At 69.9% G+C, this 15,420-nt stretch carries 8 protein-coding genes, 5 tRNA genes and 2 pseudogenes; 7 read left to right on the top strand and 8 right to left on the bottom strand.

The genetic code is table 11. The features are described 5' to 3' along the window. Positions 1-60: 60 nt before the first annotated feature. The 7 genes from ASC56_RS28745 to ASC56_RS28715 form a co-directional block, all read right to left on the bottom strand. Positions 61-138: transfer RNA gene (locus tag ASC56_RS28745), tRNA-Asp, on the bottom strand. Between the two features lie 93 nt (positions 139-231). Continuing rightward, the gene (hrpA, locus tag ASC56_RS28740; RefSeq protein ID WP_055494493.1) at positions 232-4,236 is read right to left on the bottom strand and encodes an ATP-dependent RNA helicase HrpA; all 4,005 of its coding nucleotides are present in this window, start codon (positions 4,234-4,236) and stop codon (positions 232-234) included. Between the two features lie 176 nt (positions 4,237-4,412). Further along, positions 4,413-4,718: a hypothetical protein gene (locus tag ASC56_RS28735; protein WP_055494492.1), complete on the bottom strand. Its 306-nt coding sequence runs from the start codon at positions 4,716-4,718 to the stop codon at positions 4,413-4,415. A gap of 186 nt (positions 4,719-4,904) precedes the next feature. Then, positions 4,905-4,978 (bottom strand) — tRNA-Phe (locus ASC56_RS28730). Positions 4,979-5,002: 24 nt separating this feature from the next. Then, positions 5,003-5,077 (bottom strand) — tRNA-Asp (locus ASC56_RS28725). A gap of 37 nt (positions 5,078-5,114) precedes the next feature. Further along, positions 5,115-5,187: transfer RNA gene (locus ASC56_RS28720), tRNA-Glu, on the bottom strand. 79 nt (positions 5,188-5,266) lie between these two features. Then, entirely contained in the window at positions 5,267-6,919 is a 1,653-nt protein-coding gene (locus ASC56_RS28715) for a metallophosphoesterase (protein WP_055494491.1), read from the bottom strand. 84 nt (positions 6,920-7,003) lie between these two features. On the opposite strand from ASC56_RS28715, the gene ASC56_RS28710 reads away from it, so the two are divergent. The 5 genes from ASC56_RS28710 (at position 7,004) to ASC56_RS28690 (ending at position 13,063) form a co-directional block, all read left to right on the top strand. Continuing rightward, the gene (locus ASC56_RS28710; RefSeq protein ID WP_055494490.1) at positions 7,004-7,354 is read left to right on the top strand and encodes a metallopeptidase family protein; all 351 of its coding nucleotides are present in this window, start codon (positions 7,004-7,006) and stop codon (positions 7,352-7,354) included. 246 nt (positions 7,355-7,600) lie between these two features. Continuing rightward, entirely contained in the window at positions 7,601-8,125 is a 525-nt protein-coding gene (locus ASC56_RS38510) for a hypothetical protein (RefSeq protein WP_371330306.1), read from the top strand. A 307-nt stretch (positions 8,126-8,432) separates the two neighbouring features. After that, positions 8,433-10,688, top strand: a complete 2,256-nt coding sequence (locus ASC56_RS28700; RefSeq protein ID WP_055494488.1) for a DEAD/DEAH box helicase — start codon at positions 8,433-8,435, stop codon at positions 10,686-10,688. 161 nt (positions 10,689-10,849) lie between these two features. Next, positions 10,850-12,394, top strand: coding sequence for an amino acid permease (locus tag ASC56_RS28695; protein WP_055494487.1), 1,545 nt, complete (start codon positions 10,850-10,852; stop codon positions 12,392-12,394). A gap of 596 nt (positions 12,395-12,990) precedes the next feature. Beyond that, positions 12,991-13,063 (top strand) — tRNA-Lys (locus tag ASC56_RS28690). A 34-nt stretch (positions 13,064-13,097) separates the two neighbouring features. Here the strand turns inward: ASC56_RS28690 and xerC are convergent. Beyond that, a pseudogene (gene xerC, locus ASC56_RS28685) lies at positions 13,098-13,928 on the bottom strand (tyrosine recombinase XerC); the annotation flags it as partial. Positions 13,929-14,144: 216 nt separating this feature from the next. Between xerC and ASC56_RS43215 the strand changes: the two are divergent. Together ASC56_RS43215 and ASC56_RS28675 are read left to right on the top strand one after the other, a co-directional pair. Further along, a pseudogene (locus tag ASC56_RS43215) lies at positions 14,145-14,294 on the top strand (SAM-dependent methyltransferase); the annotation flags it as partial. A gap of 806 nt (positions 14,295-15,100) precedes the next feature. Further along, on the top strand, positions 15,101-15,412 hold the full coding sequence (locus tag ASC56_RS28675; protein WP_159039718.1) for a hypothetical protein: 312 nt from the start codon (positions 15,101-15,103) through the stop codon (positions 15,410-15,412). The last annotated feature ends 8 nt before the right edge of the window (positions 15,413-15,420 follow it).

The following is a 15,420-nucleotide window of genomic DNA, read 5'->3' as shown; positions in this document are numbered from 1 at the left end:
AGAAGGTATGAAGGCGGCATGAAGAAGACCCCGCATCGCGGGGATGCGGGGCCTCTCCTCTGGCGGTCCTGACGGGATTTGAACCCGCGGCCTCCACCTTGACAGGGTGGCGAGCACTCCAAACTGCTCCACAGGACCAGGTTTCGCGGCGCTGATCGTGCGTTGCGCTGCGAGAAGAGACTGTACAGGAGGGTGAGTCCCCGGTCGAACTCACCCCCCGTGAACGAGTCGTCACGGGGCGGCCGCGTCGATGGCCTTCACGATGCGCTTGTCCGAGACCGGGTACGCCGTGCCCAGCGCATGCGCGAAGTAGCTGACGCGCAGCTCCTCGATCATCCAGCGGATGTCGAGGACGGCGGCGGGGACGGGCCGGCCCTGCGGCAGCTGCTCCAGCAGCCATGCGTACTCGTCCCGCATCTCATGGATCTTGGCCATACGCGTCGTGTCCCGCTGGACGTTGGTCGGCATCTGCTGCAGTCGGCGGTCCGCGGCGACCAGGTAGCGCATCAGGTCGGGCAGGCGCCCTGTCCCCGCCTCCGTGACGAAGCCGGGCTTCATGAGGGCGTCCAGCTGCGCGCGTACGTCGGCCAGGTTCGGCAGCAGCGCCGGGCTCCGTACGGCTTTCAGACGGCGCTCACAGGCCTGCCACGCGGCCAGCACCTGCTGCACCTGCCCGACCGTACGGACCGTCGTGTCGACGATCTCCGCGCGCACCTTGTCGTACAGCTTCCGGTACGACTCCTCGTCCCACGCCGGTCCCCCGAGGTCCCCGATCAGCTTGTCCGCGGCCGCCATCGCGCAGTCGTCGAACAGGGCCTGGACGGAACCGTGCGGGTTCGCGGACAGGGCGAGCTTCTGGGCGTTCGTCAGCTTCTCGGACGCGAACTTCGCCGGGTTGACCGGGATGTTCCGCAGGATCAGGCGCCGAGTGCCCTTCCACATGGCCCCTGCCTGCTCCTCCTCGGTGTCGAAGAGGCGCACGGAGACCGTGTCGCCGTCGTCGACCAGCGCCGGGAACGCCTTCACCGGCTGGCCGGCGCGGCGGGTCTCGAAGATGTGGGGGAGCGCGCCGATCGTCCAGTCCGTGAGGCCCGTACGCTCCAGGGACTCCCCGCCCTGCCGCTCGGCCGTGGCCGCCGCGGCCTGCGAGAGGGCCTTGCGCGCCTTCGGCTTCAGGCTGAGTTTCAGCGCCTCCAGGTCCTTGTCCTCGGCGAGCTTGCGGCGCCGCTCGTCGACGATCCGGAAGGTGATCTTGAGGTGGTCGGGGACCTTCTCCCAGTCGAAGTCGTCCGCCTCGAACGGCACACCCACCATGCGCTTCAGCTCGCGCGCCATGGCGACGGTCAGCGGCTCCTGGAGGGACTGTGTCTGATGGGCCCCCTCCGGGGACGACGTCTTCTCCAGGAACGCCTTCGCATGGTCCGGCGCCGGGACGTAGTTACGGCGGATCGGCTTGGGGAGGGACCGGATGAGCTCGGTGACCAGTTCCTCCCGCAGGCCCGGGATCTGCCAGTCGAAGCCCTCGTCGGTGACCTGGTTGAGGACCTGCAGCGGGATGTGGACGGTCACACCGTCCGCGTCCGCGCCCGGCTCGAACTGGTAGGTGACCTTGAACTTCAGGCGGCCCTGGCGCCAGGAGTCGGGATAGTCGTCCTTGGTGACCGCGCCCGCCCTCTCGTTGATGAGCATCTCGCGCTCGAAGTCGAGGAAGTCGGGCTGCTCCTGGCGTTTGCGCTTCCACCAGGAGTCGAAGTGGGCGCCCGAGACGACGTGTTCGGGCACCCGCTGGTCGTAGAAGTCGAACAGCGTTTCGTCGTCGACCAGGATGTCCCGGCGCCGGGCGCGGTGCTCCAGCTCCTCCACCTCGGTGAGGAGTCTGCGGTTGTCGGCGAAGAACTTGTGGTGCGTGCGCCAGTCGCCCTCCACGAGGGCGTTGCGGATGAACAGCTCGCGGCTCGTCTCCGGGTCGATACGGCCGTAGTTCACCTTCCGCTGGGCGACGATCGGGACGCCGTACAGCGTGACCTTCTCGTACGCCATCACGGCCGCCTGGTCCTTCTCCCAGTGCGGTTCGCTGTACGTCCGCTTGAGGAGATGGCCGGCGAGCGGCTCGACCCACTCCGGCTCGATCTTCGCGTTGACCCGGGCCCACAGCCGGGAGGTCTCGACGAGTTCGGCGGACATCACGAAGCGCGGGGGCTTCCGGAACAGGGACGAACCCGGGAAGATCGCGAATTTGGCGTTGCGGGCGCCGAGGTACTCGTTGCGCCCGCCGTCCCTGCGCCCGCCGGGGGCGGAGTCCTTGGACTCCTTCACGTCCTTCATGCCGATGTGCGAGAGCAGGCCGGCGAGGAGCGAGATGTGGATGTGGTCGGCCGGGGCGTCCTGCTCGTTCGGATGGATGCCCATCTGCTTGGCGACCGTGCGCAGCTGTGTGTAGATGTCCTGCCATTCCCGGATGCGCAGGAAGTTCAGGTACTCCTGCTTGCACATACGGCGGAAGGACGACGAGCCGCGCTCCTTCTGCTGTTCGCGGATGTAGCGCCACAGGTTGAGGTAGGCGAGGAAGTCGCTCGTCTCGTCCTTGAAGCGGGCGTGCTGCTGGTCGGCCTGGGCCTGCTTGTCGGCGGGGCGCTCGCGCGGGTCCTGGATGGACAGGGCCGCGGCGATGACCATGACCTCGCGGACACAGCGGTTGCGGTCGGCCTCCAGGACCATGCGCGCCAGGCGCGGGTCCACGGGCAGCTGGGCGAGCTTGCGGCCGGTGTCGGTGAGGCGCTTGCGCGGGTCCTTCTCGGTCGCGTCCAGCGCGCCCAGTTCCTCCAGGAGCTGGACGCCGTCCCGAATGTTGCGGTGGTCCGGCGGGTCGATGAAGGGGAACTTCTCGATGTCGCCGAGGCCGGCCGCGGTCATCTGGAGGATGACGGAGGCGAGGTTCGTACGGAGGATCTCGGCGTCGGTGAACTCCGGGCGGGCGTTGAAGTCGTCGTCGGAGTACAGCCGGATGCAGATGCCGTCCGACGTACGGCCGCAGCGGCCCTTGCGCTGGTCGGCGCTCGCCTGGGAGATCGGCTCGATGGGCAGCCGCTGCACCTTGGTGCGGTGGCTGTAACGCGAGATGCGCGCGAAGCCCGGGTCGATGACGTACTTGATGCCCGGGACGGTCAGGGAGGTCTCGGCCACGTTCGTGGCCAGGACGATCCTGCGGCCGGAGTGTGGCTGGAAGACGCGGTGCTGCTCGGCGTGGGAGAGCCGGGCGTACAACGGCAGGATTTCCGTGAACCTGTACTGCTTCTTGGTGAGCGCGTCCGCGGTGTCGCGGATCTCGCGCTCTCCGGAGAGGAAGACCAGGATGTCGCCCTGGCCCTCGGCCATCAGCTCCTCGACGGCGTCCGTGATCGCGGTGATCTGGTCGCGGTCGGCGTCGTCGGAGTCCTCTTCGAGGAGCGGTCGGTAGCGCACCTCGACGGGATAGGTGCGGCCGCTGACCTCGATGATCGGCGCGTCGCCGAAGTGCCGGGAGAAGCGCTCGGGGTCGATCGTGGCCGAGGTGATGACGACCTTGAGGTCCGGGCGGCGGGGCAGGAGCTGGGCGAGGTAGCCGAGCAGGAAGTCGATGTTGAGGGACCGCTCGTGGGCCTCGTCGATGATGATCGTGTCGTAGGCGCGCAGCTCGCGGTCCGTCTGGATCTCGGCGAGCAGGATGCCGTCCGTCATCAGCTTGACGAAGGTCGCGTCGGGGTTCACCTGGTCGGTGAAGCGGACCTTCCAGCCCACGGCCTCGCCGAGGGGAGTGTCGAGCTCGTCGGCGACGCGCTCGGCGACGGTGCGGGCAGCGATGCGGCGGGGCTGGGTGTGGCCGATCATGCCGCGCACGCCGCGGCCGAGTTCGAGACAGATCTTGGGGATCTGGGTGGTCTTGCCGGAGCCGGTCTCACCGGCCACGATCACGACCTGGTGGTCGCGTATGGCGTCGGCGATCTCGTTCCTCTTCTGGCTGACGGGCAGCTGCTCGGGGTACGTGACGGCGGGGACACGGGCGGTGCGCCCGGCGATCCTGTCCTCGGCCTTGGCGACCTCCGCCTCGATCTCGGCGAGTACGGCGGCTCGGGCCTCGGGCTTGCGGATCTTGCGCGCGCCTTCGAGCCTGCGGCCGAGCCGGTGCGCGTCGCGCAGGGACAGCTCGGTCAGGCGGGTGGCGAGAGTGCCGAGGGCGGGGGCGGGATGCGTAGACATACGCGATCCAGGATCTCACCTTGGCGAAATTCATGGCTAACGATTTGCGTCCGGCGGGTTGGCCGGGGGTTCCTGGGCCCGAGGGTGCGCCGCGTCGCTCGCGGCGGAGTGCGCGGGCGGTGGGAGACCGGCGCCCGTCGGGTCTCCCGGGTCTCCGCCGACGGCGGGTCCTCGGGTCAGTGGCCGCCCGCCTGTGGCGGGACCGTGGTGGGCTGCTCGCGGGCCGCTCTGTCCTGGGCCATGGACCTGGCGGTGTTGGAGACGGCCTTGATACCCAGGTACGCGGTGGTCATGCTGCTGACGGCGGTGAAGGCCGCCGTGAGGACACCGACGATCACCGACTTGTCGCCGTCCAGGCGCCAAACGCCGAAGATCGCGACACCGGCGATCGCGAGGTTGCTGATGACCACCGCGAGCAGGCCGTAGCGGGCCCGGTCCTTCTCGAGTGCGACGTCCTTGGCCCTGGTCTCGTCCAGGCTCATGATCCCCCACCTTCATGGCTGCGCCGACCAGGCAGAACGTAGCGCCCGGCAGGGGACATGCCAAGTACGCGAGGGTGTGAGGCCGCCGGCATCCGTCAGCAGGCTCGGGGCCCCGTGGAACGCGTCCCCCACGGGCGCCCGTGACGACGAAAGCCCCGCCCGAAGGGGCGAGGCTTTCGATGACGGTGGCTGGGGCCGGGGTCGAACCGGCGACCTTCCGCTTTTCAGGCGGACGCTCGTACCAACTGAGCTACCCAGCCACGAGGTTTCACGTGAAACCTCAGCGGTCCTGACGGGATTTGAACCCGCGGCCTCCACCTTGACAGGGTGGCGAGCACTCCAAACTGCTCCACAGGACCAAGCGTTGCGTACGACAGTGTCGCACACGGTGGTGCGTGCCCCCAACGGGATTCGAACCCGTGCTACCGCCTTGAAAGGGCGGCGTCCTAGGCCGCTAGACGATGAGGGCTATCGGCCCGCCTGGGCGCTTCTCAGCGCGTCGGGGACGTGAGAAGCATATGGGATGGGGGGAGGGTTCGCCAAAACGGTTAAGGGGCGCTCGGCGCGGGGGTTGCGCCGGAGCCGCTCGGGGTTGCGCCGGAGCCGCTCGGGGTTGCGCCGGAGCGGTCCGTCGGCGCGGTGGCGGGAGGCGTGGCGCCGGGAGGCGTGGCGCCGGGGGCCGGGCTCGCTCCGGGCAGGTTCTCCTTGGGCAGGTGGCGGGTCACCTCCGCGGTGGTCTGGCCCAGACCGCCGAGCCTGATCTCGTCCCAGGCCTGGAGGCGGCGGGTGCCCCGGTCCAGGTAGAGGATCGAGGCCTCGATGGGGGCGGGATAGCTGCGCTCGAGCGCACGCAGCCCGCTACCCCCCGTGGAGCCCTCGATGCGCAGCCGGGTGCCGTACCTCATGACCTCCATCCCCTCATGGTGCAGATGGCCGGCCAGCACCAGGGGCACCTCGCCGTCCGTCTCGCGCGCGGCCGTGGGCTCGTGGGCGATCGCGATGTCGACAGGCGTCCCGGCGGTCTTCTGGTCCCGCAGGGCGGCGGCCAGACGCGCTCCCGCCAGTTCCTCGGCGCGGTCACCGCCCGGTGCGGCCGAGCGGTCGGGGGTGAACTGCGGGTCGCCGATCCCGGCGAAGCGCAGGCCCCCCAGGCTGATCGCCCTGCCGTCGTCCAGGACGTGGACGTTCTTCATGTGCTGCAGATAGCGCTGGGTGGTTCGGGAGTCGTGGTTGCCGCGGACCCAGATGTACGGGGCGCCCAGGTCGGTGATCGGGTCCAGGAAGCCGTTCTCCGCCGCCGTGCCGTGGTCCATGGTGTCGCCCGAGTCGACGATCACGTTGACGCGGTACTGCTGCACCAGCGACGCGATGATCTTCCAGCTCGCCGGGTTGAGATGGATGTCGGAGACGTGCAGGACCCGGATGGTCGTGGGATCGGGCTCGTACGCGGGGAGGGTGGATGTGACGTCGTAGAGCTTCGTCACGTTCGTCACCAGCCGCGCCAACTCCTTCTGGTAGACGTCGAATTCGGTGACGATGTTGCGCGCGTTGCCGACCAGGGAGGGTGCGGACGAGAGCAGCCCGGAGAACCTCGGTTCGAGGACCGACTCGGGGTTCCAGGTGGCGTACGCCGTGGCGCCCGAGGCGGTGAGGAGCGTGAGCGCCAGGCCGCCGGCCGTCAGGGCCCGGCGCGGGCGGCGGTAGACGGCCAGGCCGAGGGCGGTGGCGCCGGCGACCACGGCCACGCAGGAGCGCACGGCGAGGTCGAGCGTGCCGTGCTCCACGTCATGGGTTATCTCCTGCTGGAGGCCCGAGATCCGCTCGGGGTGGTCGACCAGCGCCTGGGCGCGGACGGGGTCGAGTTGGTCGACGTTGACGTCGAGGCGCACGGGGGCCTTGTGGCTGTTCAGCTCCAGGGCGCCGAGCGGCGATACGTTGATCTTGGTGCCGCCGGCGACGGAGGGGCGCAGGGCCATGGTGGTGTTCATGGGGCCCACCGGGACGCGTACGTCGCCCACGACCAGGAGGCCGAGCCAGGCGCCCAGGAGCACGACGGCGACCATGCCCAGCGCCCGGAGCCATGGATGGGGCTGCGGGACGAGCTCGGCGGACGGGTGGGGACGGAGCGAGCGGTAGTGCCGGGCGACGATGCCTGACGCCCTTCCTATGCGGATCCGGGCTGCGACGGGGACGCGGGCCATTGGTCCCGTATGCCCAAGTGCGGGAGCGGATATGCGGGACGGTTCCGGCTCTCGTACGAGGCTGTCGTACCGGACAATGACCCTGTGCTGGAGATGACGCGCGAGGAGTTCGAGGAACTGGTCGCCGAGGCGCTCGACCGGATCCCGCCGGAGCTCACACGCCTGATGGACAACGTGGCGGTGTTCGTCGAGGACGAGCCGCCCGGCGACGACCCCGAGCTGCTGGGGCTGTACGAGGGGACTCCGCTGACCGACCGCGGGGAGTGGTACGCGGGCGTGCTGCCGGACCGGATCACGATCTACCGGGGGCCGACGCTGCGGATGTGCGAGACACGGGAGGACGTGGTGACGGAGACCGAGGTGACCGTCGTGCACGAGATCGCGCATCACTTCGGGATCGACGACGCGCGATTGCATGCGCTCGGGTACGGGTGACCCGATGCCGGGCGCGCGCGTGGCGCCTTCTGCCGGGCGCGTGTGAGGCGTCTTCCGGGTGGGCGTGACATTGCCCTTGTGGGGCGTGTGTGACGGCGTCTTCCAGGCGCGCGTGACGTTGTCCTCATGGGACGCGTGTCCTCCTGCGGGCGGCGGGAGTTGGGCAGGGGGACTCCTCGAACCTTCCCCAGGCTCCCGGCCGTTCCCCCGAGTTCTCGGCTTCGCTCGAACAACAGGGGGACCCGCATGAGCAGGGGAGACCCCTATCGGAGGTGGCTGCCCGTGCGCGCCTGTTACGTACCCGTCCGTCTGGCCGCCGCGGTGATGGCCGTCGCCGCGGCCGCCGGCTGTATGAGCGTGGGGGACGATGCGGGCAGTCCGCCGCCGTCGCACTCGGTGGGACGGCACGGTGGTGGCGCGCCGGACGGGGTCGCGGGGGCGGGCGGAGGCAGGAGCGGGCGCCTGGGCGGGGCGGCGGCCAAGGGGGGCCCTGCCGACCCGGACGAGTCCAGGGCAGGGGGCTCGGCGTCGCCCTCCGCGTCGGCGTCCGGGGGCGGTGCCGGGGGCAAGGGCGCCCAGCCGAGCGCCGAGCAGACCTCGAAGAACGGCGGCGGCGGGGCGGCGCCGCCCCCGCCGACGAAGGGGGAGCCGAGCCCTCCCCATTCGGCGGATCCCTCGCCGACGAGCCAGCCGGACCCGCCGGCGCCGCCCCCGACACCCGCCGAGCCGTCCTCCTCGGCACACGAGACCACGCAACTGTTCCGGCGGTAGCCCCGGCGCCACAGGCAGGCCGGCCGGTGGCTTGAGACGACCGGGCGGGCCGGCCGGTGGCTTGAGACGACCGGGCGGGCGGCCGTGTGGTGAGGGTCACCTGTGAAGCGCGGGAATCGGTTTGCATCCGGCGGGTGCGGGTGCGTATGGTGGTAGATCGTTTGATCCCATTTGCCCGGCGCCTACAAGACGCGCCGCGTGTGGCGCGTACTCTCCCTTGCCGTGGCCGGACCGCATAGAGGCGGTCGATTGCGACTTCACGGATGTTTGGGCACGTGCCGTGAACTCCGGAAGGTTCGCATTTCGCATGTCTGTTGTCAGTACTGATCACGTCGTCCTGTCCGAGGGCGACGACGTCGCCGAGATGACGTTCGCCGATCTCGGTCTGCCCGAGGGCATCGTCCGCAAGCTCGCGCAGAACGGTGTCACCGTCCCCTTCCCGATCCAGGCCGCGACCATCCCGGACGCCCTGGTCGGCAAGGACATCCTCGGCCGTGGCCGGACGGGTTCGGGCAAGACGCTGTCCTTCGGCCTGCCGACCCTGGCCACCCTGGCCGGCGGCCGCACCGAGAAGAAGAAGCCGCGGGCCGTGATCCTCACCCCGACCCGTGAGCTGGCCATGCAGGTCGCGGACGCCCTGCAGCCGTACGGCGACGTGCTCGGCCTCAAGATGAAGGTCGTGTGCGGCGGCACCTCCATGGGCAACCAGATCTACGCCCTCGAGCGCGGCGTGGACATCCTGGTCGCCACGCCCGGCCGACTGCGCGACATCATCAACCGCGGTGCCTGCTCCCTCGAGGACGTGCAGATCACCGTGCTCGACGAGGCCGACCAGATGTCCGACCTGGGCTTCCTGCCCGAGGTCACCGAGCTGCTCGACCAGGTGCCGGCCGGCGGTCAGCGCATGCTCTTCTCCGCGACCATGGAGAACGAGATCCAGACCCTCGTCGACCGGTATCTGAACGAGCCGGTCAGCCATGAGGTGGACGCCGCCCAGGGCGCCGTGACCACCATGTCGCACCACATCCTGATCGTGAAGCCCAAGGACAAGGCTCCGGTCACCGCCGCCATCGCCTCCCGCAAGGGACGCACCATCATCTTCGTCCGCACCCAGCTCGGGGCCGACCGCGTCGCCGAGCAGCTGCGGGACGCCGGTGCGAAGGCGGACGCGCTGCACGGCGGCATGACCCAGGGCGCGCGCACCCGGACGCTGGCCGACTTCAAGGACGGCTACGTCAACGTGCTCGTCGCGACGGACGTCGCCGCCCGCGGCATCCACGTCGACGGGATCGACCTCGTGCTCAACGTGGACCCCGCCGGGGACCACAAGGACTATCTGCACCGTGCCGGCCGTACGGCGCGCGCGGGCCGTACGGGCACGGTCGTGTCCCTGTCCCTGCCGCACCAGCGGCGGCAGATCTTCCGGCTGATGGAGGACGCGGGCGTCGACGCCTCGCGCCACATCATCCAGGGCGGTGCCGCCTTCGACCCGGAGGTCGCCGAGATCACCGGCGCCCGGTCCATGACCGAGGTCCAGGCCGAGTCCGCCGGGAACGCCGCGCAGCAGGCCGAGCGTGAAGTCACCCACCTCGCCAAGCAGTTGGAGCGCGCCACGCGGCGCGCGGCCGAGCTGCGCGAGGAGGCCGACCGGCTGATCGCCCGGGCCGCGCGCGAGCGCGGCGAGGACCCGGAGGCCGCGGTCGCCGCCGCGGCGGTTTCGGCGGGCCAGGAGGCCTCGGCCGCTCCTGCCGCGTCCGAGGTCGTCCAGGCGCTGGTCGCCGAGGTCTCCGTACCGGAGCAGCCGACCGCCCAGGACGCCGAGCGGATCGAGCGGGCCGAGCGCGCCGAACAGGGCGAGCGTGCCGAGCGTACGGCCGGTTCGTCGTCGTACGAGCGTCGTGAGCGCCGTGACGAGCGGGGCGGCTTCGGCCGGGACCGCGACCGTGATCGTGACCGCGGGTTCGACCGTGACCGTGGTGACCGTGGGTTCGACCGTGACCGTGACCGTGGTGAGCGGGGCTTCGACCGCCGGGACGGCGACCGCCGGGACGGCGACCGTGGCGGGCGTTCGTTCGAGCGGCGTGACGACCGTGGCGGCTTCCGTCGCGACAACGACCGCGACCGTCGCCCCTTCGACCGGGGCGGCTTCGGTGGCCGGGACCGTGACCGTGGTGACCGGGGCTTCGACCGCCGGGACGGCGACCGCGGTGGGCGTTCGTTCGAGCGGCGTGACGACCGTGGCGGCTTCCGTCGCGACAACGACCGCGACCGTCGTCCCTTCGACCGCGACCGTCGCGACAACGACCGGCGTTCGGTCGAGGGGCGTGACGACCGTGGCGGCTTCCGTCGCGACAGCGACCGCGACCGTCGTCCCTTCGACCGCCGTGACGAGCGCGGGGGGCACCGGGGCAGCGACCGCCCGTTCAACCGGGACCGCCAGGGTGACCGCCCGGGCTTCCGCTCCGGCACCCACGACCGCCCGTACGGCCGTCGTGACGACCACCGCGGCACGGGCTCGTTCGGCCGCCGCGAGGACAAGCCGCGCTGGAAGCGCAACGGCTGACGTGGCCTGATCCCAGCGTCGACAGGGCCCGTACGACTTCGGTCGTGCGGGCCCTGTCCCATGGTCGCCGCGACTGGGCACTCCGCCGCGGCGGCAACTTTTGGCCAAAGCACCTGTCGTGTGGCGCATGTCACGCCCCCGCCCAGGGAATCGCTGGGGGCATGACAGATGACGCCAGAGCGAGTGGGCCGTCGGACGAGGAACGGCTTGCCCAGCTCGGTTACACCCAGGTCCTCGCCCGCCGCATGTCGGCGTTCTCCAACTACGCGGTCTCCTTCACGATCATCTCGGTGCTGTCCGGCTGCCTGACCCTCTACCTCTTCGGTATGAACACCGGCGGTCCCGCGGTGATCACCTGGGGATGGGTCGCGGTCGGACTGATGACCCTGTTCGTCGGCCTGTCGATGGCCGAGATCTGCTCGGCGTACCCGACGTCGGCGGGCCTGTACTTCTGGGCGCACCGGCTCGCGCCGGCGCGGACCGCCGCGGCCTGGGCGTGGTTCACGGGCTGGTTCAACGTGCTGGGCCAAGTGGCGGTGACGGCGGGCATCGACTTCGGCGCCGCGTCGTTCCTGGGGGCGTACCTCAATCTCCAGTTCGGCTTCGTGGTCACACCCGGCCGTACGGTCCTGCTGTTCGCGGCGATCCTGCTCCTGCACGGGCTGCTGAACACCTTCGGCGTCCGCATCGTCGCCGTCCTCAACGGTGTCAGCGTGTGGTGGCACGTCGTGGGGGTGGCCGTCATCGTCGGTGCGCTGGCCCTGGTGCCGGACAAGCACCAGTCGGCGTCCTTCGTGTTCACCAAGTTCGTGAACAACACCGGCTGGGGCAGTGGGGTCTACGTGGTCCTGCTGGGCCTGCTGATGGCCCAGTACACCTTCACCGGCTACGACGCCTCCGCCCATATGACGGAGGAGACGCACGACGCGTCCACGGCGGGCCCGAAGGGGATCGTCCGCTCCATCTGGACCTCCTGGATCGCCGGATTCGTACTGCTGCTGGGCTTCACCTTCGCGATCCAGTCCTACGACAAGGAACTCGCGTCGTCGACGGGCGCGCCGCCCGCCCAGATCCTGCTCGACGCGCTGGGCGCGACGGCCGGCAAGCTGCTGTTGCTGGTGGTGATCGGCGCCCAGTTGTTCTGCGGGATGGCGTCCGTGACGGCCAACAGCCGCATGATCTACGCGTTCTCCCGGGACGGCGCGCTGCCCTTCTCGCACCTCTGGTACACGGTGAGCCCCCGCACGCGCACCCCGGTGGCGGCGGTGTGGCTGGCGGCACTCGGTGCGCTGGCCCTCGGACTGCCCTACCTGATCAACTACACCGCATACGCGGCGGTCACCTCGATCGCCGTCATCGGGCTCTACGTCGCCTACGTCATCCCGACCCTGCTGCGGGTGCGCAAGGGCGACGGCTTCGAGCGCGGCCCCTGGCACCTGGGCCGCTGGTCGAGGGCGATCGGGGTGGTGTCGGTGGTGTGGGTCGGCCTGATCACGGTCCTGTTCATGCTGCCGCAGGCGTCACCGGTCACCTGGCAGACGTTCAACTACGCACCGGTCGCGGTCCTGGTGGTACTGGGCTTCGCGGCGACCTGGTGGCTGGCGTCGGCCCGGCACTGGTTCCTCGACCCGCACCACGACCGCACCCTCGCCCGGGAGGCGGCCCGGGTCGGGGTGGTGGAGCCGGTGGAGCCGGTGGATCCGTAGGCAGTGGGCGGGGGCCGCCCTCGGTGGGTTCGCGCGGGCTGGTGGATGCCTTGGGCTGGTGGATCCCTGGGCCCGGTGAATGCCTGGGCCCGGTGGATGCCCTGGGGCGGTGGCGGAGACCGGGCTGGTGGATGCTCCGGGGCGGTGGTGGACCGGGCGGGTGGATGCTCCGGACTGGTGGATGCTCCGGGGCGGTGGGGTCCGTGGGCCTTTGGCTCTCCCTGGCCGGTGGATGCCCTGGGGCGGTGGATGCTCCGGGGCGGTGGTGGACCGGGCGGGTGGATCCCTGGGCCCTTGACTCTCCAGGACCGGTGAATCCCCAGGGGCGGTGGATCAACCCGGAGGGTCGATCCGCCCCGGCCGGTCGATCCGTCGGGACCGCAGATCTGGGCTGGCGGATCCACCCGGACCGGCGGGCCCCTGGCCGGTGGAGCCGCCCGGACTGGCGGGCCCCTCCCACTGGTTGGGGAGCTGGTTGGGGACAGGGCCGACCGTGGGGCCATCCGCAGGATCTCGGACACTGGAGTGGCCGGGTCACCGATACCCGATCGGCGGCGCGGCTTCCTCCGGCTATGCTCGGGGAGGCAACATCGCCTGGGCCCTTAGCTCAATTGGCAGAGCAGTGGACTTTTAATCCATTGGTTGTGGGTTCGAGTCCCACAGGGCCTACGGCTGGTAGGCGGGGGAAAACGCCTCTGACCTGCTACGCAGCGCTCGGGTCGGCTTCGGCTGGCTCGGGCGCTGAGTCGTTTTCCGGCCCGTGCGTGAGCGATGCGTGAGCGGATGTGCCCGTGGCTTGCGGATCGGCTGCCGCTGAGGCGGACGATTCGGCAGCTGCCGGACGCGACCGAGGGATGAGCTTCGCTGCCTTCTCGGCTATTTCACGGTCCAGCTCGGGGAGCAGGCTCGTGTACGTGTCCGAGGTCAGGGTGACGGTGGAGTGCCGGAGCGTCTCCTTCACCGTGTGGATGTCGCCGCCGCCTCCGTGCGTGAGCGTCGCGGCCACGTGGCGCAGGTCCCGCAGAGTGATGGGCGGCAGGTCGGTCGTGGCGAGGATGCGGCGGAAGATCTCCGAGACCGTCTCGGGGTGGAGCCAGGAGCCGTCCTCCTTCGTGAAGACCTTGCCCGTGTCCTGCCAGGCGCCGCGCCAGTCCGCACGCTCCCTGTCCTGGCGGGCCTTGTGGTCGCGCAGCACGGCGATGTTCATGCTGTCGAGCGCGATCGTGTTGGCACTGCCGTCCGTCTTCGGCTCGGACTCGTAGAGGTCCCAGCCGTCCACAACGATCTCCTTGGCCGGAGTGATGAGGCCGGCGCCGAGATCGATCTCGTGCCAGTCCTGGCCGACCGCCTCGCCGCGACGGAGGCCGCGGGTGCCCATCAGGTCGAAGACCGCGTACAGCCGGTCGCCCTCGGCGGCGTCGAGAAAGGCGCCGAACCGCTGTGGGGTCCACACCATGACGGCGCCGGGTATCTCGCCCGTCTCGCGCCAGCGCCGGACTCGCTCCTCGGTCCAGAGAAGGGGTTCGGGGCGCTGGCAACAAAGAGATCAGCCAGGTCTTCGCCACCTTCGCCGCCCACGCTAGTGCTGTGGCCGGAAAGGTTTGCCGGGAAGCTCGCGGCGTCCGGTGCGGTGCATCGCAAGGCGGAGCGTCGCCCGCGTACTGGATGTACTCGGGCGATGCGACAACGCGGCGAGGTGCCGTGCCGGGCGTCGCGAGCCGGTGAACCTTTCCGGTCGCAGCACTAGACAGGCACACTGCTCGTGCTCTGCTCCCCTGTCGCCCCGATCACCCAGCCCGAGCCGATCACCGCCACGAACGACACCCTGAGAGGACCGGCGACCGCCACCATTCGGCACGAGTGGGACCTGCGGACCCAGATCAACACCATGCACCGGCACTCCTTCGCGACCGCGGCGTTGTCGTGTCCCAGGGCGAATGACTCGGTCGCCTGCATCCGGAGGTGCTCGCGAAACGCCCGTCGCTGCGCGGTCAGCCCACCTCCTTGCGGTACCTCATGCAACCGGCCTACCGCGGCAACCGCCCCTTGTCAGCTACGACATCACGCCAACAGAGTCAGTAGCGGCCGTTCCGCTCCGGTCGGCCATCGTCGAGGGGGCGCTGGAATCAGCGTTGTGGGTCGAACAGGCCGTCAGGAAAAGGCGCGTGCCGTCCCCTTGGCGGTCTGCGAAGCGGACCGGGCGACCAGGCAGGTGGTGCCGAGGTCGGCGAAGGCGCCGGGTGATGTTGTTGGGGCGGGCAGTGGTGATCTCGGAGGACCGCCTGGGTGGGCTGCGGTGTACCTGATCAGCCGTCCGCGGGTGTTGGTGATGCCGGACGATCACCAACACCCGCTCCACCGCCCGCAGCCGAAAAGCCTCCTGCGCCGACGGCCACAACCACCGTGAACCTCCCACCAGTTCAAGCACACAGGGATGAGCGCCCCAGAGCACACACCGTTTCCGACCAATATCCGACCGCTTTCACACCATAGTCGTTGCGCGATTAAAAGTCTGATGCGATCATGACAGTGAGCGCGAGTGTCCTGTGTTCCACCGCTCGCGCATTTCAGTCAACCACCGGCAACGGGAGAACGGTTGGGGTTACGGCGGGGCAACGCCGCCATCCTTGCCCGGCGCCGGACCGCACATCAGGAGAAATGAATATGGCGGAGCTCAATCATTCCGCGCCGCGGGCACGAAAGACGATGGCGCGAGCGTTTGCGATCGCGGGCCTGGCCGCGGCGGCCGTCACCGTGACCGCTCCGACCGCGCTGGCCAGCGGCACGAGCCCCACGACGTACGGCTGCTATTCCACCTGGGGTAACACCGGATCCAACGGACACTGCCAGTCGGTGGGGCGTACCGGTGACTTCCAGAACGAGATCGACTGCAGCCTCTCCGGAGACTCGTCGATCTGGTACCTGTTCCACCAGGGCAACTCCAAGCCCAGTTGGGGTTATGTGGAGTGCACTTTCTCCGCCAACAGGTCCTGGATCAACTTCAAGGTTGACTCGTAAGAGGCGAC

It is taken from the genome of Streptomyces sp. TP-A0356, assembly GCF_001417775.1.
Classification (GTDB): Bacteria; Actinomycetota; Actinomycetes; order Streptomycetales; family Streptomycetaceae; genus Streptomyces.
This window is presented reverse-complemented; position numbering and strand designations above follow the sequence as displayed.